Consider the following 26455-nt stretch of genomic DNA (forward strand, 5'->3'; position numbering starts at 1 on the left):
GATAATGGTTCAAATCCAGAAATTATTACCCGTACTTACAGTGTTACCGATATTTGTGAAAACTCTATTAATGTAACGCAAACCATAACCGTTAACGATACCACTAATCCAACCATTACCTGCCCAAGCAATGTTTCGGTTAATGTTGATGCTGGGTCTTGTGAAGCTTCAAGTGTAAACTTAGGCACTCCAATAACAGACGATAACTGTTCAGTTGATACGGTAACAAACGATGCACCTACTATTTTTCCATTAGGAGATACCATAGTAACATGGACCGTAACCGATATTGCTGGAAACTCAGCAATTTGTACTCAAACAGTAACCGTAGTTGATGATGCCGCACCAACTATAGCTTGTCCTATTGACGTAACTGTAAATGTAGATGCAGGTTTATGTACAGCAACGAATGTTGATTTAGGTACACCTAACGCGTCAGATTGTACAGCTGTAACCTATAGTAACGATGCGCCAAGTGTTTTCCCTCAAGGAGATACAATAGTAGAATGGACGGTTACAGATTTAGCCGGTAATAGTGTAACATGTACACAAGTTGTAACCGTAATAGACAATATAAATCCAACGTTTGTTGAAGCACTACCTGCCGATACAACTGTTGAATGTAGTGAAATTCCAGAAGCTGAAGTTTTAACCGCTACAGATAATTGCGGTTCTGCCGAAGTTACTTTTGGTGAAGAAAGAATTGATGGCTCTTGCGCATCTAATTTTACTTTAGTTCGTACTTGGACAGCAACCGATACTAGTGGATTAACAACCATACACACACAAAACATAACCGTTCAAGACACAACCAGACCAGAATTTGTAGAAGATTTACCTGAAGATATTACCGTGGAATGTGATGCCGTACCCAATGCTTCAACATTAACAGCAACAGATAATTGTGGCGATGCATCCGTATCATTAAGCGATGTAATTACTCCTGGAAACTGTGCTAATAACTATACTATTACACGTACTTGGATTGCAACTGATGCTTGTGGGCTAATAACCTCGCATGTACAAATAATAACCGTACAAGACACCACGGCTCCAGTACCAACAACAACATTTGATGAAGAATTAGATGTAAGTTGTGCAGATGTACCCGATGCTCCGGCCCTGGAGTTTTCAGACAACTGCTCCACTACCGCTGGAATAACCGTAGTTTTTGAAGAAACCAATACCTTTGATGAAAATGTATTAGTTGATTATCAAATTATTAGAACATGGACAGTAACAGATGAGTGTGCAAACCAAGAGACCTACACACAAACATTAAATGTGTCGCTAGATGAAGTCCTTTTAGATGTAGTAGCTCCAGATTTATGTTTTGATGAAGGTGCAGTTGATTTGAATAATTTCACGCCAGACACACTTAACACTAATGGCACATGGGAGTTATTAGAAGGTGGTACGGGAGTAACACTAACCGATAATATATTTGATCCAACAAATATTGAGTGGGATTCCAATACTGTACAAACAGGAATCAACCATAAGTTTAGATATACAACTACAGATCAAGGTTGTATAAGCATTACAGATATAGATGTTACAGTTAATTATTGTACCGTTCTGCCATGTGGTGAAAATGATATAGTCATCTCTAAAGCCATAACGCCAAACGGCGATTTAATAAATGATTTTTTCTATATATCTGGTATTGATTTATGCGGATTTACTGCCAACATTAAAATATTTAACCGCTGGGGTGCTTTAGTTTTCGAATCCAACCAATATCCTCTTATACCTACTATAAAACCGAAAGACAAACTGTTGCCACCAGGAGGTAGTTGGCTAGGAAACTCACCTAAATCCTCAATAGGAAATAAGGGCAAACTACCAAACGGCACTTATTATTATATTATTAATTTAGAAAACAGTGGATTGAAACCATTAACTGGACCAATTTACTTAGGAACCAAATAAAACTTAACCTATATGAAACTTATTAAACATAACATAATCGCTATTGCCTTGTTTAGCTGTACGGTTGGAGTTGCACAACAATTACCGCAATTCACTCAGTATATGTTCAATACAATCTCTGTAAATCCCGCTTATGCCGGCAGTAGAGAAGCTTTAAGCGTAGTTGGATTGCACCGTAGCCAATGGGTTGGTTTTAAAGGTGGCCCAATTACACAAACACTGTCTATTCATACGCCGCTTAGGAACGATAGGATTGGAGTAGGATTATCGTTTATTGAAGATGATCTAGGACCTCAAAACTTTACATACGTTTATGGCGATTTTTCATATACCATTCCAACAGGTGATGATGGAAAACTAGCCTTTGGTTTAAAAGCTGGTTTTACACAATTTAGTTTTGATGCTGATTTTCGGGGAGATCCTGGAAACATTAATGACCCTTTGATTTTAGGAACTGAAGATCGATGGACACCCAATATTGGTGCTGGTGTATTTTGGCACTCAAACCGATGGTATTTAGGCTTATCGGCTCCAAGAATATTAACTAACGATTTTAGCAATAACAATAGAGAGTTTGAAGCTTTAGAGCGAATCAGTTATTATTTTACCGGTGGTTATGTATTCGATTTAAGCAAGAGCATAAAACTTAAACCTGCTGCACTTTTAAAAGCCACTAACGGTGCGCCCATGTCTTACGATTTTACCGGAAGTTTCCTATTTAACGAGAAATTTTGGTTGGGCGGTTCGTATAGGCTTAACCGTGAGGCAGCAGCCATTGGAGGTTTTGCCGATTTTCAAGTATCAAGACAACTGCGTATAGGCTATGCTTATGAAAAACCCATTTCAGATATTGCAAGATATACCACTGGTACTCACGAGATATTATTGATTTACGAATTCAAATTTATGAGCTCTAAATTAAAATCACCAAGATATTTCTAACAATTAATTATTGTATAGATGAAAATAAAAAATCAAATAGTATTTTGTTTAGCTTTAATGCTCAGTCTTTCTGCTTTTTCGCAACAAGGAAAACAAAAAAGAGCAGACACCCTATTCAATAAGTTTTCTTTTGTAAAAGCTGCAAAAGTCTATCAAGACCTTATTGAAAAAAACTACAACAAAGATTATGCTACTAGAAAATTAGCCGATTGCTATGCCTATTTAAGAAATCCGCAAAAAGCTTCTCGCTACTACAAAAAAGTGGTAGAACAAGACAAAGTGCCCATAGAGTATTATTACAAATATGCACAATCGCTTCGGGGCATTAAAAAATATAAAGAATCTCAAACATGGCTACAACGTTTTAAGGATTCGGGAGGCGTTGTAAACGCTAACGACTTTTCTAAAAACACCAATTTCATTACCAGTGTGTTTAACGCCAAACAGCAATACTTTTTAGATCGCGTGCGCTTCAATTCAAAATATAGCGATTTTGGCGCTTTTGAGCACGACGGAAAAGTATATTTTGCATCTTCAAGAGATGAAGGTGTAGCGGTTAAACGTTTATATGGCTGGAACGAACAACCCTTTTTAGATATTTACGTAGCAGAAGTAGGCTCCCGCAGAAATGTAGATCACACTGGTAAGTTAAAAGGCGATGTAAATTCCATCTACCACGATGGCCCCGTTACCATCACCAAAGATGGTCGCACCATGTATTTCTCAAGAAATAATTACAACGATCAAATAAGAAAAAAAGACAACAATGGCTTAACCGCCATGAAAATCTACAGAGCCACCCTAAAAGACAGCGTGTGGACAAACATAGAAGACCTACCCATAAACAGCGACGATTTTTCTACCCAACACGCAGCATTAAACAACGATGACACCAAGCTGTACTTTGCTTCAGACAGACCTGGCGGCTATGGCGGATCTGATATTTACGTTGTTGATATTAACCCCGACGGTACTTTGGGCAAACCCAAAAACCTTGGCAATGTGGTAAATACCGAAAATGCCGAAGGCTTCCCTTTTATAAATAACGAAGGAGTACTGTTCTTTTCATCCGATGGGCACGTTGGCCTTGGCTTGCTAGATATATTTGCCACCATTAAAGGCGAAAACGATGAGTTTGTAGATGTTGTAAACCTAGGTGTTCCCGTAAACTCAAACAAAGACGACTTTTCTTTTACCATGAATACCAACGGCATAACCGGCTATTTCGCTTCTAACCGAAGAGGCGGCCGTGGCGACGACGATATTTATGCCTACTACAGAGAACCCATAATGCAGGTTGAAGGCGTTGTAACCGATGCCATTAACGCAAAACCAATTGCCAATTCTAAAATTACCTTATATGACGATAAAGATAATGAAATTGCATATATGGTAACTGATGAAAACGGTTTTTATCAAATAAACATAGACCGAAACCAAGATTATAAAATTGTTGGAAGCCAAAATAAATACATTGACGATTACAGAACTTTTACATCAAAAAATTTACAGACTGAACTAACAACCATAACGGCAAATTTATTGCTAAACCCAGAACCCAATGTTGTAAAACTAGCCGAATTAAATACCATTTATTTTGATTTTGACAAGCACAACATTAGAAAAGATGCGGCTTTAGAACTAGATAAAATAGTGAATTTAATGCTTAATGATTATCCGGAAATGGTTATTAGAATTGAATCGCATACCGATTCCAGAGGTAAACTATCCTATAACGATAAATTATCGATAGACAGAGCCAATGCAACTTACGAATATTTAATTTCTAAAGGTGTTGCACCAGAACGAATTACCGAGCACCAAGGTTTTGGCGAACGTAGATTAACCAATGGTTGTGAAGATGGGCAAAAATGCGAAGAGGCAGATCATCAATTAAACAGACGTACCCAATTTATAGTTGTAAAAATGGAATAGAACGCACAATACTAACCTAAATCGTGCCCGTAAACAAAAGATGTATTTTACAAAAAAACAGGCTTAAAAAACCGCCTTAAATTTGCCGTTGAAAATGTTTTTCTCGCTAAAGCGGAAACCTAAATATCGTCCCAATGAAAACAAAACACCACATACTAACCTATGCCTTATTAGCGCTAAGCATCTCTGCTTCAGCTCAATATGGCTCACAAAAAAAAGCAGATAATCTATTTAATAAATTCGCATTTGCTGATGCTACCAAAATCTATCATCATCTAATCGAAAAAAATTTCAATGCAGACTTTGCAACCAGACAACTTGCCGATAGTTATGCATACATGAGAAATCCTGATAGCGCCACTGTTTACTATAAAAAAGCAGTACAACAAGACAACGTTCCTATAGATTACTACTACAATTATGCCCAAGCTTTGCGTGGAATAAAAGAGTATAAACAATCCCGCTTATGGCTAAAACGCTTTAAAGAAGCCGGTGGCCTTATTAAAAAAGACAGGTACTTAAAAGACAACGATTTCCTTAATTCTATATTTAACGCTAAACACCACTACTTTTTAGCACCAGTTAACTTCAATTCAAAATATAGCGATTTTGGTGCTTTCGAGAAAGATGGCACGATATATTTTGCTTCGTCAAGAAATTTAGGTACTCTAAAAAAACATGTTTACGGTTGGAACCACGAACCCTTTTTAGATCTTTATACCACAGCAAAACGTACCGATAGTATAGTAAATCATAAATCCAAAATAAAAGGCGATATAAATTCGGTGTATCACGATGGGCCATTAACCATTTCCAAAGATGGCAAAACCATGTATTTTTCCAGAAACGATTTTAACAAAAACGTTTTAGGAAAAGATAACCAGGGAGTAACACACCTAAACATTTACAAAGCCACTTTAGTTGATGGAAAATGGACTAATGTAGAAGCTCTAGGTTTTAACAGCAACTCCTATTCTAATGGGCATCCAGCATTAAATAACGACGATAGCAGGTTATATTTCACTTCGGATAAACCTGGTGGTTTTGGAGGTTCGGATATTTATTATGTGGATATTAAAGCCGACGGCACCTTTGGTACACCTCAAAATTTAGGTAACATAATAAACACCAATAAAAACGAAATGTTCCCGTTTATAAATAGTGAAAACGCGCTTTTTTTCTCGTCCGATGGTCATGCAGGTTTAGGTATGTTGGATATTTTCGCAACCGTTACAGACGATAACAACAACATTAAAAGCATTATAAATCTTGGAGTTCCGGTAAATTCAAGTAAAGACGATTTTTCGTTTTTTATGAATAAAGACGGTTTGTCTGGTTTCTTCGCATCTAATAGAGCTGGTGGCATTGGTGGAGACGATATTTATGCCTACAACAGAATTCCGCAATTAAAAATAGAAGGCTCCATTACCGATGCAACCACAAATGCACCCGTACCAAATGCCGTGGTTACTTTATTGGATAGCAACGATAATAAAATTGCTGATTTGCTAACAGATGAAAACGGACATTTTGAGATTAACATTGATAGAAACACCAATTATAAACTAATTACCCAAAAAGACAACTATATAGACAATTCCAGAACAGTAAGTACAAAAGGCATTGAGTCTAGTGTAACTAGCATAAAAGCGAACTTTGTTTTAAACCCGGTCGCTAAAAAAGAAGTACCAATAAGCGAGCTCTACCCTATTTACTTCGACTTTAACAAATATAATATACGCAGTGAAAGCACAGCAGAGTTAGACAGGATTGTAGATTTAATGGTAAACAAATACCCATACATGGTAATTAAAATTGAATCGCATACCGATTCCAGAGGCTCGTTTGCTTACAACGATAAGCTTTCAAAAGAAAGGGCAAAAGCGACCTACAATTACTTAGTTGCCAATGGTGTTAATGCCTCGCGAATAACCGAGTTCAACGGCTACGGAGAACGCAAATTAGCAAACGGTTGCGATGGCACTAAAAACTGTACCGAAGCTCAGCACCAACTCAATAGGCGTACACAGTTTATTGTAGTTAAAATGGAATAATACCAAGCTAAATTCATAATGATTAAAAACCATCAAAGGAAATATCTTTTGGTGGTTTTTTATATGTTAGATTATTATAACAATTTATATACTTTAATTGCTCATAATACAATCTCAAATTGAAATTAAACCTTTTAATATCATTCTTAATTATTTTTTCACATTTTGGATTTTCTCAAAATGAAATATTAAATGATACACTAATTGCGTGGAATAAAACGAAAAAATTAGAATGGACTGATTTTAAGGGAAAACCTAAGAAAGAACCTGTTTATGTTATAGCGGAAACTCAATGTCATATAAAATACACAGGAAGCTACTATGATAATAATGGAGTTCCAAAATTTTCTATTAAATGCTTCTTCAGTAAAAATGAATCTTGGACAGTCGTAAATGATTTAGAAACACTAAAACACGAGCAATTACATTTTGATTTGTGGGAACTTATTACAAGAAAAATTAGAAAAGCATTCTCCGACCTTAATGCAAAATCCGAAAAAAACGTTTCGCTATATTATGAAAAATATTCAGAAATGATAAAGTATGGCTCTGAATTACAAAATCAATATGACAATGAAAGTTATTTCAATAAAGACATGCAAAATTATTGGAATGAAAGAATTTCAAAAGAATTGAAAAATTTAAGTAAATATGAAATCTAAATAGCAAAATTATAAACCAAAAAATCCCCTAAGAAAACCAAGGGGGTTTTATACCTAAAGCTAAATTCAATAACTACATAGTTATTTAAAAAACAACCAATTAATTTCTTGTGCTGCCTACCTAATACAGCATTTTTAAATACAAATAAATTAAAAGATTAAGTTGTAATTGTTTTTTTTAACAATTTTTATTTTTTAATGAAAATGTTTGTGTAATACCATTTTCCGTCGGCACATTGTTCTGCCGATACATTAAAATTGGTAAAGTCGCCTTCAATGGTGGCACGATGTCCGTCGCTTTTAATCCAAGCTTTCACTACCGAGGCTGCACTGCTATAACCAAAAGCTACATTTTCAGATACTTTTTTGGCTCCGGCATTGGCTTTTAAATAGTTGCTACGCGAAAAAAAATTATCGTGAGATACTTTATTCTTGTCAACCATATAATCGGTATGGCTATAAGCTACGGATTTAACAATTTTTAAATCATCCAAAGGGTTCAAGCCTTTAGATAACCGGTGGTTGTTAATAAGCTCTAAAATTTCAATCTCTATTGTTTTTGTAGGCGGAACAATTAGATTTTCAACAAGAGTGTCTGCTTTATCATCAATGCTATCTGTAGAACAAGAAAACGCTAAAATAGCAAGCAATGCCAATAATGGCAACTTTTTCAATAACTTCATAAGTAGGTAATTTAGATTTGGTGTTACAAATTTAACTGCCTACTTAGAAGTAATTGTTAATAAAATGTTAAAATCGACAAAAGGCGTGTAGTTTGTCGTTATTTATTGTTTTTAATCGATGAAATACATTTTTTTGTAATAAAATTAGGTATTTAATCGATGTTTTATGGAGATAGTCGATTTATTTTCCAATTGTAATCGCTCTGTAATTTATAGCGTATTCTATCGTGCAATCGGTTTGGGCGCCCTTGCCAAAACTCAATTTCTACAGGTTTTACAATATAGCCGCCCCAATAATCTGGCCTAGGTATCTCTTTGCCCTGAAATTCTTGTTCTAGTTTTTGTAACTTCGCTTCAAGAAATTCACGGCTTTCTATGGTGTCGCTTTGTTTAGATACGATTGCACCCAATTGACTGCCTCGTGGTCTGGACTCAAAATAACCATCGCTTAAATTTTCAGAAATTTTTTCAGCCTTTCCCTTTATAATAATTTGCCGTTCGGCACCCTGCCAAAAAAACGACAAGCATACATTTGGGTTTTGTGCTATGGCTTTTCCTTTATCGCTTTCATAATTGGTATAAAATATAAACCCTTCGTAGGTGTACTTTTTAAGCAGTACCACCCTGTTTTTAGGATAGCCATCGCTTCCCAAGGTAGAAATCGTCATGGCATTGGTTTCGTCTTCAGCAAAATACTTATCGACCTCAAAAAACCATTTTTGGAACAATTCCATTGGGTTTTCTGGTACTTCGCTTAATATAAGCGCTCCTTTTTCGTAAGATTTTCTATAATCGCTTAAATCGTTTTGCATAGCTTTTATGTTTCTAATAAATGGTATCTTTAAGTGTTCAAATTTACGTAAAATGCTTTTTGTAGTAACGCTTGTGGGCGCCATTTTTATTATTTGCGGTCTTTTTGTAAAAAAATACCCAAACCTAATTGCGGGTTATAATACTATGACTGCAGAAGAAAAAAAGAACATCGATATTAAAAAATTCTCGACATTTTTGCATAACGGTTTAATAATTACCGGTGCTTTGGCAATATTGGTAAGCGTACTGTTTTGCATTTTAAAGATACCGTTGTTGTACAGCCTTTTAACCGAAACCCTAATTATTGTTTTTGGATTGCTGTACACGCTTATTAACGCCAATAAAAATAGTACGATGGAATGAGGTTTTATTTGTTTGTAAACAAAATCTGATTAAAACTCGAACGTTTTACCATCTTCGCTCAATTCAACATTTTTAAAAACAGTTTGCGCTTCTTCTTTAAATGCGTTTAAACTATCGTATCGTGTAGAATAATGCCCAAGAACTAGTGTGCCCACATTGGCAAGTTTAGCAATTTTGGCCGCTTCTATTGCTGTGGAGTGTTTTGTTTTTGGCCCTAAATGTGCGTGTTTTTCTAAAAAAGTAGATTCGTGGTACAAAACATCTACATTTTTTATAAGTGGCACAATATCTTCTTTATACATAGTATCGCTACAAAACGCGTAACTTTGGGGTTTGTTGGCTGGCTTGGTAACTTTTTTGTAATCGATTAAAATGCCATCTTTATTGTTTACATCAAACCCTTGCTTTAACTTTCTAAAATAAGCGGTATCTATATTAGCAGCTTCAACAGCTTTAATATCTAATTTGCGCTCGCCTGCTTTTTCTTTGAAAAGAAAACCGTTTGTGTAAACTCGATGATTTAACGGAATGGTATGCACTTCAACCTTATCGTCTTCAAAAATCAATTCTGTTTCGGTTGATGTTAATTCGTGAAAAATGAGTTTATAATTTGTCCAAGAATCGGCTAATTTCATTTGAAGCGTAATCACCTCTTTAATACCTTTAGGTCCGTAAATATGCAAATCGGTTTCGCGAGTTAGCAATCTAAATGTTGAAATTAACCCCACCAGACCAAAAAAATGATCGCCATGTAAATGCGAAATAAATACGTGTTTTATACGATTGAATTTAATTTTATGCCTGCGCAGCTGAACCTGTGTACCCTCGCCGCAATCTATTAAAAACATGTGGTTGTTAATTTCTAAAACCTGAGAAGTCGTATTGTTTAAAGTGCGCGGTGTGGCACTGTAACAACCTAAAATGGTTAATTTCATGTAAGCTTGTATGTTGTTGATTTGTTAAGTCGTTAAGTCGAATCAGTTAAACAACTAAACGACTAACGAACAAACATTAAAACCCTAAATCGCGTTCCATATCTTCCATTTCAATAATATCATACGCTTCTTGAATGGTAGGCACTACAACAATTTCATCTGGGGTTTCGTCTAAATTCACCTTATCTGAAACAATTACAAACGATTGTTTTGATGCTCTGTGCGTATTTGATAGCTCTAAAAACTCTACAATATCTGAGGTGCTTATTTTAGCAAGCACACTTAGAGAAACCACAATGTTGTTATGTTTGAATTTAGGATATAAAGCCTGAATTTTTTTTACCAATTCTACTATCGAGGCTTTTTCTTGGGTAATGATTGCTGTATTTCCGTTTTGATCTATAATCATGTTTTACTGTTTTATTTTTGAAGCCAATAAATAAATAACCGCCATACGTATTGCAACGCCATTTTCAACCTGATTTAAAATAATGGCTTGTTTAGAATCGGCTACGTCGCTGGTAATTTCAACACCTCTATTTATGGGGCCTGGGTGCATAATAGTGATTTCTTTATCTAAAGAATCAAGCAATTCTTTATTCACCCCAAATTGTTGTGTATATTCTCTTGTTGATGGAAAATAACTAATATCCATACGCTCGTTTTGCACACGAAGCATATTGGCTACATCGCACCAATTTAACGCTTTACGTAAGTTTGTTTCAACTTTTACACCAAGTTTATCTATGTACTTAGGAATTAAAGTTTTAGGCCCACAAACCATAACTTGGGCACCCTGCAATTGTAATGCAAATATATTTGAAAGCGCTACCCGACTGTGCAAAATATCGCCCACAATAACTACTTTTTTCCCTTTTACGCTTCCTAGTTTTTCTCTTATTGAATAAGAATCCAATAAGGCCTGTGTTGGGTGTTCGTGCGCACCATCGCCGGCATTTATTATGCTTGCCTTTACATGTTTTGATAAAAACACACCAGCTCCAGGATTGGGATGGCGCATAACAACCATATCTACTTTCATAGATAAAATGTTGTTTACAGTATCTATTAAAGTCTCTCCTTTTTTTACTGAAGATTGTGCAGACGAAAAATTAATAACATCGGCAGATAAACGTTTTTCGGCAAGCTCGAAAGAGAGTTTGGTTCGGGTCGAGTTTTCAAAAAACAAGTTGGCAATGGTAATATCCCTGAGCGAAGGCACTTTTTTTATGGGTCTGTTAATCACTTCTTTAAAATGATCGGCAGTTTCAAAAATAAGTTTAATATCGTCTTTATTGAGATATTTAATTCCTAATAAGTGGTTTACACTTAATTCGCTCATTGTAAAAGTTAAAAGTTAAAAGTTAAAAGTTAAAAGCTACTCACAAGTACTTAAAACCAAACTTTAGTTATTTATTTTTCTATTAGGTAAACCGAATCTTCATTATCGCGCTCTTTCCAGTTTACTTTTACTTTTTCGTTATTTATTACATCTACCTGTCTTCCTGTGTAATCGGGCTGAATGGGCAAATGCCGGCTAAAACGCCTATCAATTAAGGTTAGCAATTCTATTTCGTTTGGTCTTCCAAAAGACTGTATTGCTGTTAAAGCAGCCCGAATACTTCGGCCTGTGTACAACACATCGTCTATAAACACAATGTTTTTATCTTCTACTAAAAAATTGATTTTAGTTGCATTTGCCTCTAAAGGTTTGCCACTTCTACGAAAATCGTCTCTAAAAAAGGTAATGTCCAAATGCCCAACTTTAATGTTTTTAACCTTGTAATGCTCGGTTAAAATTTTGGCCAACCTATCGGCCAAATAAATGCCCCTGGGCTGTAGGCCAATTAAAACGGTGTTAGAGAAATCGTTATATTTTTCGATAAGTTGACAAGCCAATCGATGAAGAATGATGTTTATGGCTTTGGCGTTAAGTAACACTTTTTGACTCATAGAATTTCCAAACGTATTTGGAGTACAAAGGTAATGCAAAATTTTAGAAGTTAAAACCATTAACGCTAATCTTTATTTGGGCGCAACCCGAAAAGGGGTCGGGCTTTTACTACTCGTTTCCTTACCCGAAGCTTCGGGACTCAATAGCTTGTTCGCAACTGCAGTTTTTAAAACGCAACGGTGTTACGAGTGTGCATTGCTTAGTATGCTTATAAATTTGGAGTGCACATCAATAGATTGCTTTAATGCGTTGGCAATAACAACAAAAAAAGCCTCTCGGTACCGAGAGGCTTTAAATTATTTAAAATGAGATTCCTACCTGAGCAGGAACACAGAAATTATTACTATTTCCCGTCCATTTTATCTTTAAGCGCTTGTAAAGCATCATTAGCGTCACCTAAAGTTGGTTTAGCTTCTGCAGCTTGAGAGGCTTGCTTCTTAACAGCCGCTTTTACATTCTTAATCTCTTCTGCTTTAAAAATAGCAGTGTGAGATGCTACAACACGTTTAAATTCTTTATTGAACTCAATAATTTTAAATTCGGCTTCTTCACCTTTTTTAAGTTTAGATCCATCTTCTTTCTCAAGATGACGAGACGGCACAAAAGCAACGATGTCTTCGTTAAACTCGATAGTGGCACCTTTGTCAACTATTTCAGAAATAGCCGCTTTGTGAACGGTATCTAAAGCGAATTCAGTTTCGTATTTATCCCAAGGGTTTTCAGTGGTTTGTTTGTGACCTAAAGATAATTTACGGCCTTCAACATCCAATTCTAAAACAACAACATCTAATTTATCGCCAACGGCACAGAATTCAGATGGGTGCTTGATTTTCTTGGTCCAAGATAAATCTGAGATATAAATCAATCCGTCTATACCTTCTTCAAGTTCAACAAAAACACCAAAGTTTGTAAAGTTGCGCACAATACCGGTATGCTTAGAACCTAGTGGGTATTTGCCTGTAATATCGGTCCATGGGTCTGGGGTTAATTGCTTGATACCCAGAGACATTTTACGATCTTCTCTATCTAAAGTTAAGATTTGAGCCTCTACCTCGTCTCCTACAGACACGAAATCTTGAGCGGAACGCAAGTGTGTTGACCACGACATTTCCGATACGTGAATTAGTCCTTCAACACCATCGGCAACTTCGATAAATGCACCATAATCTGCAATTACAACAACTTTACCTTTTACTTTATCGCCAACTTTAACCTCTTCTGCAAGAGCTTCCCATGGGTGTTTGCTTAATTGTTTTAATCCTAATTGGATTCTTGATTTGTTCTCGTCAAAATCAAGAATTACCACATTAAGTTTTTGGTCTAATTCTACAATTTCGTTAGGGTGGTTAATTCTAGACCACGATAAATCTGTGATATGAATCAATCCATCAACGCCACCAAGATCTATAAACACACCGTAAGATGTAATGTTTTTAACAACACCTTCCAGCACTTGACCTTTTTCTAATTGACCAATAATTTCTTTCTTTTGTTCCTCGATATCAGCCTCAATAAGTGCTTTATGGGAAACCACTACGTTTTTAAATTCGTGATTGATTTTCACTACTTTAAATTCCATAGTTTTATTTACGTACTGGTCGTAATCTCTAATTGGCTTCACATCAATTTGAGAACCAGGTAAGAATGCTTCGATGCCAAATACATCTACAATCATACCGCCTTTTGTTCTGCACTTCACAAAACCGTTAACGATTTCGCCTGTTTCGTGGGCTTTATTTACGCGATCCCAAGCCTTAATTACACGCGCTTTTCTGTGCGATAATACCAATTGGCCCGTAGCATCTTCGCGTACATCGATCAATACTTCTACTTTGTCGCCTTCTTTTAGGTTTGGGTTGTAACGAAATTCGTTTAAAGAAATAACACCTTCAGATTTTGCGTTAATGTCTATAATGGCATCACGATCTGTAATGTGCACTACAGTACCTTCTACAACCTCGTCATCTAAAGTGTCAACGAAATTTTCGGCTACTAGTTTTTCAAATTCTTGTAATTGTTTGTCATCAACCTCATCAATACCTTCTTCGTAATTGTGCCAGTTAAAGTCTTTTAAGAATTTTTCAGGGTTTGCTTTAGCTTCAGATACTACTGGAGCTTCAACGGTTTTTGTTTCGGTTGCTTCTCCAGAAACTTCGGGATTAGCTTGTTTTGCTTTTTCAGCCATTTAATAAAATATGCAATTAATTGTTGCTTTTCGCTTTCGCGGAAATATAATTACATGTGTTTTTGTATTCTGTATGCTTTGGAAGATTTAAGCGATTAACACACAGAAGTGTTATTTTGTTTATAGTTTCGTCCCTTTTATCTTTCCAATAATTCGCTAAAAGGAGTGCAAAAATACATATTTTCAACAAATTAGCCTAATTTGATTTAATTATTTTAAACCACTGATTGTTAGACCTGTAAATAAACTTAAAAATGCGTTTTTTAAATGCCCTTTTTGCTATATTTAGCTAGATTAACCATTAAAAACAAAACACAATGACAACAAAAGCAAAATACCAATCGGTACTCGATTTAGGGCAAGAGCTTAACATACAAAACGGCGATGTTAAAGAAGAAAACGGGATTTTAAAAGTTTGGGGAACCGCGGGCACACCATACCATAAAAACCTACTTTGGGATAAAATTAAAGAGATTGGTGGCGAAAACCCCAGCGATATTATGGCAGATATTAAAGTGGCAGACGAAAGCGTTTACCACAGACATACTGTAAAAAGCGGTGAAACTTTAGGGAAAATTGCTAAGGACTATTATGGCGATGTTATGAAATACAAAGTTATTTTTAAAGCAAATTCTGATATTTTGAAAAACCCAGATTTAATTCATCCCGATCAGGAATTGATTATTCCGAATCCATAGTTAAGATTTAAAATAGAACATTTTTACCAGCGGGCCCTAATTAGAAGATTCGCTTTTTTACGGCATAAATTCTGGAATGATTTTGAAAAGTTAATTTTTATGACAATTAATTATTTAATTATTTCAACCCTTCAATGGTTATTTTTGCTAGTTGCAAAACTTTTTCAAATTGTTCTTGTAATGATAAATTTGAATTATCAATCTCAATAGCATCTTCAGCCTTTAACAACGGCGAATCTTTTCTGTTGGAATCGATATGATCGCGTTCTTGTACGTTTTTTAAAACATCGTCGTAAATAACCGCATCACCGCGTTCTAAAAGTTCATTAAATCTACGTTTTGCGCGTCTTTCCGCGGAAGCGGTCATGAATATTTTAAGTTCGGCATCGGGAAAAACAACAGTACCAATATCGCGGCCATCCATAACCACACCCTTATCTTGCCCCATTTTTTGCTGTTGTCTTACCAATTGTTTGCGTACTTCTGAAACCGTTGCTACCTGACTTACAAAACTTGAAACCTCTAAAGTGCGAATTTGTTTTTCAATATTTTCACCGTTTAAATACACTTCGGCAAAACCTAAGGCTTCATTAAATTTAAAACTAATTTCTACTTCGTTTAATCGTGAAATTAAGGCTTCAACATTAAAATGATTGTTGTCTATCAACCCTTTTTGCATCGCGAAAAAGGTTACCGCCCTATACATTGCACCAGAATCGACGTAAACGTAACCCAAATATTTTGCGATTTGTTTTGCTACGGTACTTTTTCCGGTAGATGAAAAGCCATCAATGGCTATGGTGATTTTTGACATATATAAAGTTAAAAGTGCCTAAAGTACTTAAAATGCCTAAAGTCACTGGAAAATAATATTCTTTTTAGATGCTGCAAAAATACTTAAAGTGTTCAAAAATGAAAAACACAATGCTCTTTAATTATTTATAAATGAAATCATGCGTTTGAGTGTAACTGAATACTGCAACTGTTTACTGAATACCGATTTTACTGTAAATCGATTTGCAAACCAAAAAAATTGGAATTGGCGGCACTGGTATATTTGGCATGGGTGTAACTAAATCGCATTTTATTCATTTTAATTGAAATACCTGCCGATAAGCCCGAAAAATTACGCTGGTCTATAATGCGCAACTCCTCGCCTCTTCTAAAATTATAGCCCAATCGGATATTGAATCCGCCCTCGGGGAACAGTTCAGCACCCAAAATAGTGTGCCTGATTGCTTGCCCTAAAAAGCCAATTTTTTCATTAGACTGATTACCACTTAAATCGCTTGTAGTTCGTGCTGGGTTTGGTCTTGCAATGGGCCAATTTTGAAGATTTTCAAACGTTACATGCCAACGAATGGGGACATGTTCTAAGGTTTGCGACATACCAAAATCTACAGCAAAAGGCAATGGTTCGTTTAAACCTGCGTACGTTGTTATTTGGGATCCTAAGTTTCTAACGGCAAGGGCAGCATGAAAATCCAAATCTTCATTAATATATAATAACCCTAAATCTACTGCAGCACCAAACGAGCTGTATTGTTCTAATTTTGAGGTTATTAATTTTAAATTTCCGCCAAAATAAAAATCAGAATACCCAATTTGCGTCGCATAGCCCATTGATAAAGCGGCTTCGTTACCCGTAAAGCTTCCGGTTGGGTTTCCGTTTTCATCATACCCCTCAAAAGAACCGTAATTTATATAAGTTACTCCGGCATGAAAGGTTTGGGTACGCCTATCAATTGTATAAGCATAAGCTGCCGTACCGTAACTAATGCCGCCTAAATAACTGGTGTAATTTACAGCTAATTGATTATCCATGGCCACATTGATGGTTGCCGGATTGTAAAGGGCTTGGGTAACATCGTAATCTACATTGGTTAACACTTTGCCGCCCAAAGCTGCTTGACGTGGCGATGACACCAAATTGAGAAATTGGTAAGTTGCCTCACCTCCAACTTGAGCAATAATTAAACCGCCCGAAAGCAAGCAAAAAATAGTGATAATTTTCTTTAGCATATTTACTCGATAATCGAGGTTTGAATGCTCCGAGTTTTAGCTCGAAATCAAAATTAGTACCCTTAAAAGCCCCCTGCGTTTATACCGAGGTAGTTTACCGCCACAAAGTAAACAAATCTATCTTAAAACGGCAGCGAGTATTTTTTATTTTACTCTAAAAAGAATTCTTCAAAACAGAGCCTTGAGGTTTCAACTAAAATTGTTATTCCCGAAAAAACGGGAATCATAAAAAAACCTCGAACTATGTCGAGGTTTTAGTAATGCACTTTTTTTATAATTTCTTCGGATTCTTTACTTTTTGATTTGTTATTGCTATTTTTATTACATCGCTCATATCGGTTACGTAATGAAAGGTTAAACCTTTTAAATACTCTGGTTTTATTTCTTCGATATCGCGACGGTTCTCTTCGCAAAGTAAAATTTCTTTGATACGAGCACGTTTTGCTGCCAATATTTTTTCTTTAATGCCGCCAACAGGCAGTACTTTTCCGCGTAGTGTAATTTCGCCGGTCATGGCTAAACTTTTCTTTACTTTTCGTTGTGTAAATAATGACACTAAAGATGTTAACATAGTAACTCCGGCACTTGGGCCATCTTTTGGAGTAGCGCCTTCGGGTACGTGGATATGTACGTTGTATGCATCGAAAATTTCAGAATTAATACCAAATTCATCAGCGTTCGATTTTATATATTCCATGGCAATTGTTGCCGATTCTTTCATTACTTTCCCTAGGTTTCCGGTAATGGTCATCGTCCCCTTTCCTTTTGAAAGTATGGATTCTATAAACAGAATATCGCCACCAACACTAGTCCACGCCAATCCTGTTACAACACCTGCAACGTTGTTGTTTTCGTATTTATCGCGTTCTAATTTAGGGCCGCCCAAAACTTCAATAATATCTTCATTTGAAATTTTAACGTTGTAAGTTTCTTCCATAGCGATATTTTTGGCAGCATAACGTACCATTTTCGCTATTTGTTTTTCCAATCCACGAACACCGGATTCTCGTGTGTAACCTTCTACAATTTTTTCTAATTGAGGCTTAGCAATTTTAATATGCTTATCGGTTAAACCGTGTTCTTTTAATTGTTTTGGCAGTAAATGACGCTTTGCGATTTCAACTTTTTCTTCAATGGTATAACCTGTAACATTGATGATTTCCATGCGGTCGCGCAAGGCAGGTTGAATGGTAGATAAACTGTTGGAAGTTGCAATAAACATGACTTTAGAAAGATCGTAACCCATTTCTAAAAAGTTATCGTAAAAGGCGTTGTTTTGCTCCGGATCTAAAACTTCCAACATGGCAGAAGACGGGTCGCCTTGATGCGAGTTGGATAGCTTGTCGATTTCGTCTAAAACAAAAACAGGGTTTGATGTTCCCGCCTTTTTAAGGCTTTGAATAATACGCCCTGGCATCGCACCAATATAGGTTTTACGGTGTCCGCGAATTTCGGCCTCATCACGCAATCCACCTAACGAAATACGAACGTATTCGCGACCTAAAGCTTCGGCAATAGATTTGCCCAATGATGTTTTACCAACTCCCGGAGGTCCATATAAACAGAGAATTGGCGATTTCATATCGTTACGCAACTTTAAAACGGCTAAGTATTCTATGATACGCCGTTTTACATCTTCCAGTCCGAAATGATCGCGGTCTAGAATTTTTTTGGCACGTTTTAAATCGAATTTATCTTTACTAAACTCATTCCAAGGCAAATCTAAAAACAGCTCTAAATAATTTCGCTGGATAGAATATTCTGCAACTTGCGGATTCATGCGTTGCATTTTGGCAATTTCTTTATTAAAATGTTTTGCCACTTTTTCGTCCCATTGTTTTTCTTTGGCACGCGCTTTCATTTCCTCTAATTCTTCGTCATGGCTTACACCGCCTAATTCTTCTTGAATGGTTTTCATTTGCTGGTGCAGGAAATACTCGCGCTGTTGCTGGTTCATATCCATCTGTACTCTAGATTGGATATCGTTTTTTAGCTCTAACTTTTGAAACTCCACATTCATAAATTTTAATGTGGCCAGCGCACGCTCTTTTAGGTTGTTCATCTCCAAAAGCGATTGCTTTTCTTCTACAGAGAGGTTCATGTTAGACGACACAAAATTGATTAAAAACGAATTGCTTTCTATATTTTTTATGGCAAATGAAGCTTCGCTAGGAATGTTTGGGTTTTCTTTAATAATCTCTAGCGCCAAATCTTTTATAGAATCGATAATGGCAGAAAACTCTTTATTGTTGTTTGCTGGTTTAGCTTCTGGCAAATCGCGTATGGTGGCATTCATGTAAGGTTTTTCGGTAATAACCTCGGCCACTTTAAAGCGTTTTTTTCCTTGAATTATAACCGTTACGTTACCATCGGGCATTTTTAAAACACGAAGAATTCGTGCAACCGTACCTGTTTCGTGAATGTCTTTTGCCGTTGGGTTTTCTACCGATTCGTCTTTTTGTGCCACCACACCAATTACTTTGCTGCCTTTATTGGCATCGTTAATAAGTTTGATTGATGCATCGCGACCAGCGGTAATTGGAATGACTACTCCCGGAAACAACACGGTATTTCGTAACGAAAGAATGGGCAGCGTTTCTGGCAGTTGCTCGTTATTTATCAGTTCTTCATCTTCAGGTGTCATTAACGGAATTAATTCTGAATTTTCATCAAATTCCTGAAATGACAAACTGTCTAATGTTGTAAAATTGGATTTCTTCATATATGTTTTTTAAGTCAATCTGTCATTAAAACAAATTACTTTTTATTTTTTGGGGTTTATGCATTAACTTAAAATTCTGAAAATCAAATACTTAAAATATATTCGATATGTGCTTTCAGTTTATAATTTCAATAGCTATGCCATTTCTATAGATTTGTTACTAAAATTCTAAGCTAAGTTATTATATCTTCCCCATACGCTTTAACGCATATAGTAAAACAATGGGCAATGCCAATAAACCAATCATTAACAAATTGGTTTTAAACAGCCATGGCGAAAGCGCTAAAGTAATGATATAACCACCAACAGCTCCTCCAAAATGGGCATCGTGCCCAATGTTGCCAATTCGGTTTTTCATGCCGTAAATGGAATATAATAAGTAGCCAATACCAAAAAGATAAGCAGGAATTGGAATGGGTATAAAAAACATATACAAACTCATTCCAGGTTGCAATAAAATAGCAGAATATATTATACCCGAAACCGCTCCACTCGCCCCAACAGCACTATAATGGTATTCGTTTTTATGAAAATAAAGCGACAACAAGCTTCCTAAAAGCAAACTTCCCACATAAACCACAACAAAACTGAAAGTGCCCATAGCATTTATAACCACATCTGCGAAAAAATACAGGGTAAACATATTAAAAAACAAATGGGCGTTATCTGCATGCAAAAACCCCGAGCTAAACAATCTAATTTGTTCGCCACGTTTTACAGCGCCAACATTAAACTTGTATTTTTCGAAAAAGCCATAATCGCCAAAACCTTTGTAAGACGCAATAACATTGGCTGCAATAATTATAATGGTAATTAAATCTAATTTGCCCATAGCGAAACTTTAAAATGAATTAATATATCTTTGCGGCTACAAATCTAAAATTAATTAATGCAATTTCTAGTTTATATTATTGTTTATCCGTTTTTGTGGTTAATTTCTATATTGCCTTTTAGATTGCTTTATATAATTTCTGATGGTGTTTATATACTTTTGTACCATATAATTGGCTACAGAAAAAAGGTGGTAAACAGTAATTTAAGATTGGTGTTTCCTGATAAATCAGATAAAGAAATTAAAACCATACAAAAGAAATTCTACAAGCATTTATGTGATATGTTTTTAGAAATGGTAAAAACGATGGGCATTTCTGAAACGGCATTAAAAAAGCGTTTTAAGCTTAAAAACCCAGAGGAATTTAAACGTTTGGAAGCTTTAAACAAAAGCATCTTATTAATGTATGGGCATTACGCAAGTTGGGAATGGTCTGTCGAGCTTCAAAACCATATAAGCTACAAAGGTTTTGGTGTTTACAAAAAGCTGGCGAACAAACATTTTGATAGGTTGGTGCGTAATATCCGTTCTAAATTTAACACCACATTAATTAGCACCAAAGAAACCATTAACGTTATTAACCACAATGAAACCAAAGGTATAAAAAGCACTGTTGCATTTTTAAGCGACCAATCACCAAGATTAACCAAAGAAGTGTATTGGGGCAAATTTATGGGCATTAAAGTACCTTGTTTTACAGGTGCCGAACGTTTGGCAAAAAAACTGGACTTAACCATTGCTTACCTAAAAGTTACCAAAGTAAAACGCGGTTTTTATGAGGCAGAAATCATGACGCTTGCCGAACAACCAAAAGACTACAAAGATTACCAAATTACCGATATGTTTTTGCATGAAGTTGAACAGCAAATTTACAACGCTCCCGAATATTATTTTTGGACTCACAAACGTTGGAAGCATCGGGAGAAAGAAGTGAAATAGACTCTGCTTTCCGTCATTATGAGGAGCTTTTTTTTGCGACGTAATAATCTTATAAGCGAAAATAGTTTTAAACAGATTGCCACATCGCACAAAAAAGTGCTATTCGCAATGACAGCTAAATTGCTTTGGTTACTAAGTCTTAGCTATGTAACTAATTTCCTCAATAAATTTATCTGCCAAACCATCTGCTTCCTTTTGCGATTTTGCTTCGGTATAAATCCTGATAATGGGTTCGGTATTGCTTTTGCGCAGGTGTGCCCAACTTTGGGCAAAATCAATCTTTACACCATCAATGGTAGTTAATTGCTCGTTTTGGTAGCGGGTTTCTATCGTTTTTAAAACACCATCAACATCCAAACCTGGTGTTAATTGTATCTTCTTTTTACTCATAAAATAATTAGGATAGGTTTTACGTAGCTCACTTACACTCATTTTCTTTTCAGCCAATAAACTCAAAAACAAAGCCACTCCAACCAAAGCGTCGCGCCCGTAATGCGAATCTGGGTAAATAATACCACCGTTACCTTCGCCACCAATAACCACTTTATTTTTCTTCATTAGTTTTACCACGTTTACTTCTCCAACGGCGCTGGCTTCATAAGTGCCCCCATGTTTTTCTGTAATGTCTCGTAATGCACGGGTAGAACTCATATTGCTTACTGTATTTCCGGGTGTTTTACTCAATACGTAATCGGCACAGGCTACCAAAGTATATTCTTCACCAAACATGTCTCCGGCTTCATCCATAAAGGCCAATCGGTCCACATCAGGATCGACTACAATGCCAAAATCAGCATGTTCTTCAACTACTTTTTTTGATAAATCGCCCAAATGCTCTTTTAAAGGTTCTGGGTTGTGCGGAAAATGCCCTGTTGGATTGCAAAATAATTTAATGGGCTCTACACCCAATCGCTCTAAAAGCAAAGGTATAGCAATACCTCCCGTAGAATTTACCCCATCTACAACCACTTTAAATTTAGCATCTTTTATGGCTTTTGCGTTTACCAAGGGTAACTTTAAAACCTCATCAATATGTAAATCGATATAAGCATCGTTTTTTGTTATTTTTCCTAAGCTATCAACATCGGCAAAATCCATGGTATCACTTTCTGCAATTTCTAAGATTTTAGCCCCTTCAACGGCATCTAAAAACTCGCCTTTTTCATTTAAAAGTTTTAAGGCATTCCATTGTTTTGGGTTGTGGCTCGCTGTTAAAATAATACCGCCATCGGCATGTTCCATGGGTACAGCAATTTCAACGGTTGGTGTGGTGGATAAGCCTAAATCAATAACATGGATGCCTAATCCAACCAAGGTATTCATTACTAAATTCTGAATCATTTCTCCAGAAATACGTGCGTCTCTGCCCACCACAACACGATAGTTTTCTTTGTTGCGCTGTTGTTTTAGCCACACACCGTAAGCCGATGCAAACTTTACCGCATCAATAGGTGTTAAATTATCGCCCACTTGACCGCCAATGGTACCTCGAATTCCTGAAATAGATTTTATTAGTGTCATTCCTTAAATTGTATTATTGTTAATTACAAATATACAATTACAAAGTTGTATTTATTAAATCGTAATTCGTAAATTTCAAAAATGAATTATTTGGCGCATATTTATCTTTCGGGCGAAAACGACTTGGTAACCATTGGCAACTTTATGGCCGATGGGATAAAGGGCAAAAGTTATAAAAATTATGCCAAAGCTATTCAAGTAGGTATTTTGCTGCATAGGCACATTGATACGTTTACCGATGCGCACAAGACGGTACGACAAAGCACTAAACGATTGCACAAAAAATACGGACATTATTCGGGTATTATTGTCGATATTTTATACGATCATTTTCTAGCAAAAAATTGGAGGCATTATTCAGATATTCCTTTGGAAGAGTTTGCGAATAGGTTTTACGATTCGTTGCAAGAACATTACCATATATTGCCAGTCCGCATCCAAAAAATGATGCCCTTTATGATGGCTGACAATTGGCTGCTTAATTACGCCTCTATTGAAGGTATTCAAAGGGTTTTGGAAGGTATGAACAGGCGCACAAAAAACCGTTCTGGAATGAATGAAGCCGTAATTGAACTCGAGGCCTTTTACAACGATTTTGAAAATGAATTTACCTCTTTTTTTGATGAATTGATAGCATCTTCTAAACAAAAACTAAAAGAATTAAATACTACTTTATGAAACATTTTATATCCTTATTTATAATTTTATTTATAATTATTTCTTGTAAAAAATCAGAACAATCATTACCAGATAAAACTTTAAAAAGAGGATTAATAACCCAAAAAGCCATGGTGGTTTCGGCACGTGTAGAAGCCTCGCAAATTGGCAGCGATATTCTTAAAAAAGGCGGTAATGCCTTTGATGCCATGGTAGCTACCGAATTGGCTTTGGCCGTAGCTTTCCCTTATGCTGGAAATATTGGGGGTGGCGGTTTTATGGTTTACAGAAAAAACGATGGCGAAATTGGTAGTATTGATTACCGCGAAAAAGCACCGTTAGCAGCTACAAAAGACATGTATTTAGACGAAAACGGTAATGTAATCCCAGAAAAAAGCACATTGGGCGCTATGGCAGTTGGTGTACCAGGAACGGTTGCAGGTGTGTTCGAGGTCCATAAAAAACTAGGTTCGTTACCCATTGAAGCTATTTTAAAACCAGTAATAGCCTTAGCAAGAAAAGGCGTTGTGGTTACCAAAAAACAGGAACGCAGGATTAAGCATTTTCAGCCATATTTTAGAAAAGCAAACAAAGATTCCATTCTTTTAGAAAATCCATGGATACAAAATGACACTATAAAATATAACGCCTTAGCAAATACTTTAGAACGTATTTTAGAAAACGGTAGAGATGAATTTTACAAAGGTGAAACCGCCAAAAAATTAGCAAAATTTATTCAAGATAACGGTGGTATAATTACTGAAGAAGATTTAGCAAATTACGAAGCCAAATGGCGCACACCCATAAACTTTAGTTACGACAATTTAAAAATTATATCTATGGCACCACCATCTAGCGGTGGTATTTGTTTGGGACAAATTATGAAAATGATAGAACCTTTTCCGTTAGATGAATTTGGGCACAACTCACTTAAAACCATTCAGGTAATTACCGAAGCCGAACGTCGTGCCTATGCCGATAGAAGTTTTTATTTAGGCGATCCGGATTTTGTAAACATACCCAGTGCCGCACTATTTGATGCAGTATATTTAAGCGAAAGAATGGATGATTTTTCGTTTGAAAAAGCCACAAAATCTAATGATGTATCGCACGGCAATATTAAAATTATTGAAAGTGATGAAACCACCCACTACTCTATTATCGATCAATTTGGTAACGCCATTGCAGCCACAACAACCATAAATGCTGGTTATGGCTCAAAGTTATATTGCTCTGAACTTGGTTTTTTCTTAAATAATGAAATGGACGATTTTAGCAGTAAACCCGGAGAACCAAACATGTTTGGTCTCATTGGCGCCGAAGCAAACAGTATTGCACCGCAAAAACGCATGCTGAGCTCGATGACACCAACTATTGTTGAAAAAAATGGCGAATTATTTATGACTTTGGGAACTCCCGGTGGTTCTACCATCATAACATCGGTGCTGCAAACTATTTTAAACGTGCACGAGTTTGATATGACGATGCAAGAAGCGGTAAACGCACCACGTTTTCATCATCAATGGTTGCCAGACGAGATTAGAATGGAACCTAACGCTTTTGATGCTAATTTGGTAAATCAGCTTGAAAAACTCGGATACTCCATTAACGAAAAAGATTCACCAGTAATTGGTAAAGTCGATGGAATTATGGTTTTACAGGACAAAACGTTAGAGGGTGGCGCAGATTATCGAGGAGATGATACGGCTGTCGGTTTTTAACATTTTTCCTTCACTTAGTCCCTTATATTTAATAATTTAGCTCATTAATTATCTATCATAAAAGCTAGATAACAAAGGCTATTATAGTGAAATCCAAATCAAAAAAAATAATCAAAATAGCAACAGGGGTTATCATATTCTTTACCCTGCCCAGTATAATTTTATTCGGGTTTCTCTTTTTTAAATACAACGAAGCGATTCCAACGGGAATTCAAGGTAAAAAGGCCGATGCACTAGCTTACAGAATGCTTGAGGTTTTAGATTATGAAGCTTACAAAAACACCAATTATATTGAGTGGACTTTTAATAAGAGACATCATTTTGAATGGAAAAAAAACGAAGGGGTTTGCGATGTGTTTTGGGATGAATACCGTGTTAGCCTTAACCTAAACGACTATTCACTAAGCAAAGTATATGTACACAGCTTTAAAAAAAATGGCGAAATGGCAGAAGCTTTGATAAACGAAGCCATTAAAATTTTTAATAACGATTCGTTTTGGCTTGTGGCCCCCTATAAAGTATTTGATGAAGGTGCTGAACGCAGATTGGTTAAACTGAATAATAACGAAGAAGCCCTTTTAGTAACCTACACATTTGGCGGCTCAACACCGGGCGATTCGTATTTATGGTTATTTGATGATGCGGGCAAACCCAAAAGCTTTAAAATGTGGACCTCCTTACTTCCTATTGATGGTTTAGAGGCCACTTGGAGCAACTGGATTACTACCGAAAGCGGTGCGCAATTGCCAACGTTTCATAAACTACTTTTTATTGGTATTGACATGGGCGTTATTAAGGGTACGGAATAGCAATTATATGTTTTAATTGTCATTTATAGCATCTTTACAGCAAAAACCATCGACTAACAAACAGCAAGTTTTTAAT

General features: G+C 36.1%; 23 protein-coding genes. 11 read left to right on the top strand and 12 right to left on the bottom strand.

Annotated elements, in window-relative coordinates; all coding sequences use genetic code 11:
• From ACFSQS_RS04320 to ACFSQS_RS04340, 5 genes are all read left to right on the top strand, one after another.
• A partial coding sequence (locus ACFSQS_RS04320) for an HYR-like domain-containing protein (protein WP_388014634.1) occupies nt 1-1932 on the top strand: 1932 nt, incomplete at its 5' end.
• A gap of 12 nt (nt 1933-1944) precedes the next feature.
• The gene (locus ACFSQS_RS04325; RefSeq protein WP_388014637.1) at nt 1945-2874 is read left to right on the top strand and encodes a PorP/SprF family type IX secretion system membrane protein; all 930 of its coding nucleotides are present in this window, start codon (nt 1945-1947) and stop codon (nt 2872-2874) included.
• A gap of 18 nt (nt 2875-2892) precedes the next feature.
• On the top strand, nt 2893-4809 hold the full coding sequence (locus ACFSQS_RS04330) for an OmpA family protein (RefSeq protein WP_388014640.1): 1917 nt from the start codon (nt 2893-2895) through the stop codon (nt 4807-4809).
• Nucleotides 4810-4943: 134 nt separating this feature from the next.
• Nucleotides 4944-6863 (top strand): OmpA family protein, encoded by a 1920-nt coding sequence (locus ACFSQS_RS04335; protein ID WP_388014643.1) that lies wholly within the window; start codon nt 4944-4946, stop codon nt 6861-6863.
• Nucleotides 6864-6982: 119 nt separating this feature from the next.
• Nucleotides 6983-7525 (top strand): hypothetical protein, encoded by a 543-nt coding sequence (locus ACFSQS_RS04340; RefSeq protein ID WP_388014646.1) that lies wholly within the window; start codon nt 6983-6985, stop codon nt 7523-7525.
• A 188-nt stretch (nt 7526-7713) separates the two neighbouring features.
• Here the strand turns inward: ACFSQS_RS04340 and ACFSQS_RS04345 are convergent, their stop codons facing one another.
• Nucleotides 7714-8208: a CAP domain-containing protein gene (locus ACFSQS_RS04345; protein ID WP_388014649.1), complete on the bottom strand. Its 495-nt coding sequence runs from the start codon at nt 8206-8208 to the stop codon at nt 7714-7716.
• 164 nt (nt 8209-8372) lie between these two features.
• Nucleotides 8373-9020, bottom strand: a complete 648-nt coding sequence (gene pdxH, locus ACFSQS_RS04350) for a pyridoxamine 5'-phosphate oxidase (RefSeq protein ID WP_388014652.1) — start codon at nt 9018-9020, stop codon at nt 8373-8375.
• Nucleotides 9021-9072: 52 nt separating this feature from the next.
• Between pdxH and ACFSQS_RS04355 the strand changes: the two genes are divergently transcribed.
• On the top strand, nt 9073-9384 hold the full coding sequence (locus ACFSQS_RS04355; protein WP_388014655.1) for a DUF3784 domain-containing protein: 312 nt from the start codon (nt 9073-9075) through the stop codon (nt 9382-9384).
• A 29-nt stretch (nt 9385-9413) separates the two neighbouring features.
• On the opposite strand, the gene ACFSQS_RS04360 is transcribed toward ACFSQS_RS04355, so the two are convergent.
• The 5 genes from ACFSQS_RS04360 to rpsA all read right to left on the bottom strand — a co-directional run bounded on the left by ACFSQS_RS04360 (nt 9414) and on the right by rpsA (nt 14458).
• A complete protein-coding gene (locus ACFSQS_RS04360) occupies nt 9414-10319 on the bottom strand; it encodes a ribonuclease Z (protein ID WP_388014658.1) in 906 nt (301 codons plus the stop codon).
• 76 nt (nt 10320-10395) lie between these two features.
• Complete coding sequence (locus tag ACFSQS_RS04365; protein WP_388014661.1) at nt 10396-10728, bottom strand: ribonuclease Z; 333 nt, start codon at nt 10726-10728, stop codon at nt 10396-10398.
• Between the two features lie 3 nt (nt 10729-10731).
• Nucleotides 10732-11661 (bottom strand): aspartate carbamoyltransferase catalytic subunit, encoded by a 930-nt coding sequence (locus ACFSQS_RS04370; RefSeq protein ID WP_388014664.1) that lies wholly within the window; start codon nt 11659-11661, stop codon nt 10732-10734.
• Nucleotides 11662-11732: 71 nt separating this feature from the next.
• The gene (gene pyrR / locus ACFSQS_RS04375; protein WP_388014667.1) at nt 11733-12272 is read right to left on the bottom strand and encodes a bifunctional pyr operon transcriptional regulator/uracil phosphoribosyltransferase PyrR; all 540 of its coding nucleotides are present in this window, start codon (nt 12270-12272) and stop codon (nt 11733-11735) included.
• A 344-nt stretch (nt 12273-12616) separates the two neighbouring features.
• Nucleotides 12617-14458: a 30S ribosomal protein S1 gene (gene rpsA, locus ACFSQS_RS04380; protein WP_388014670.1), complete on the bottom strand. Its 1842-nt coding sequence runs from the start codon at nt 14456-14458 to the stop codon at nt 12617-12619.
• Nucleotides 14459-14775: 317 nt separating this feature from the next.
• On the opposite strand from rpsA, the gene ACFSQS_RS04385 reads away from it, so the two are divergent.
• A complete protein-coding gene (locus tag ACFSQS_RS04385) occupies nt 14776-15156 on the top strand; it encodes a LysM peptidoglycan-binding domain-containing protein (RefSeq protein WP_388014673.1) in 381 nt (126 codons plus the stop codon).
• 118 nt (nt 15157-15274) lie between these two features.
• Here the strand turns inward: ACFSQS_RS04385 and cmk are convergent, their stop codons facing one another.
• The 4 genes from cmk to ACFSQS_RS04405 all read right to left on the bottom strand — a co-directional run bounded on the left by cmk (nt 15275) and on the right by ACFSQS_RS04405 (nt 20732).
• The gene (gene cmk, locus ACFSQS_RS04390) at nt 15275-15970 is read right to left on the bottom strand and encodes a (d)CMP kinase (protein ID WP_388014676.1); all 696 of its coding nucleotides are present in this window, start codon (nt 15968-15970) and stop codon (nt 15275-15277) included.
• 188 nt (nt 15971-16158) lie between these two features.
• Nucleotides 16159-17178: a type IX secretion system protein PorQ gene (gene porQ / locus ACFSQS_RS04395; RefSeq protein ID WP_388014679.1), complete on the bottom strand. Its 1020-nt coding sequence runs from the start codon at nt 17176-17178 to the stop codon at nt 16159-16161.
• 271 nt (nt 17179-17449) lie between these two features.
• Nucleotides 17450-19900, bottom strand: a complete 2451-nt coding sequence (gene lon, locus ACFSQS_RS04400) for an endopeptidase La (RefSeq protein ID WP_388014682.1) — start codon at nt 19898-19900, stop codon at nt 17450-17452.
• A gap of 181 nt (nt 19901-20081) precedes the next feature.
• Nucleotides 20082-20732, bottom strand: a complete 651-nt coding sequence (locus ACFSQS_RS04405; protein ID WP_388014684.1) for a rhomboid family intramembrane serine protease — start codon at nt 20730-20732, stop codon at nt 20082-20084.
• Nucleotides 20733-20789: 57 nt separating this feature from the next.
• Here ACFSQS_RS04405 and ACFSQS_RS04410 point away from each other — a divergent pair, with 57 nt between their 5' ends.
• Nucleotides 20790-21671 (top strand): lysophospholipid acyltransferase family protein, encoded by an 882-nt coding sequence (locus ACFSQS_RS04410; protein ID WP_388014687.1) that lies wholly within the window; start codon nt 20790-20792, stop codon nt 21669-21671.
• A 132-nt stretch (nt 21672-21803) separates the two neighbouring features.
• Here the strand turns inward: ACFSQS_RS04410 and glmM are convergent, their stop codons facing one another.
• Nucleotides 21804-23192, bottom strand: a complete 1389-nt coding sequence (gene glmM, locus ACFSQS_RS04415) for a phosphoglucosamine mutase (RefSeq protein WP_388014690.1) — start codon at nt 23190-23192, stop codon at nt 21804-21806.
• Nucleotides 23193-23273: 81 nt separating this feature from the next.
• Here glmM and ACFSQS_RS04420 point away from each other — a divergent pair, with 81 nt between their 5' ends.
• The 3 genes from ACFSQS_RS04420 to ACFSQS_RS04430 all read left to right on the top strand — a co-directional run bounded on the left by ACFSQS_RS04420 (nt 23274) and on the right by ACFSQS_RS04430 (nt 26379).
• Nucleotides 23274-23870: an acyl carrier protein phosphodiesterase gene (locus ACFSQS_RS04420; RefSeq protein WP_388014692.1), complete on the top strand. Its 597-nt coding sequence runs from the start codon at nt 23274-23276 to the stop codon at nt 23868-23870.
• The gene (ggt, locus tag ACFSQS_RS04425) at nt 23867-25570 is read left to right on the top strand and encodes a gamma-glutamyltransferase (protein ID WP_388014695.1); all 1704 of its coding nucleotides are present in this window, start codon (nt 23867-23869) and stop codon (nt 25568-25570) included. The genes ACFSQS_RS04420 and ggt overlap by 4 nt, the downstream gene beginning before the upstream one ends.
• An 86-nt stretch (nt 25571-25656) precedes the next feature.
• The gene (locus ACFSQS_RS04430) at nt 25657-26379 is read left to right on the top strand and encodes a hypothetical protein (RefSeq protein ID WP_388014698.1); all 723 of its coding nucleotides are present in this window, start codon (nt 25657-25659) and stop codon (nt 26377-26379) included.
• Nucleotides 26380-26455 lie beyond the last annotated feature (76 nt).

It is taken from the genome of Gelatiniphilus marinus (assembly GCF_042684345.1).
In the GTDB taxonomy this organism is placed as follows: Bacteria; Bacteroidota; Bacteroidia; order Flavobacteriales; family Flavobacteriaceae; genus Gelatiniphilus; species Gelatiniphilus marinus.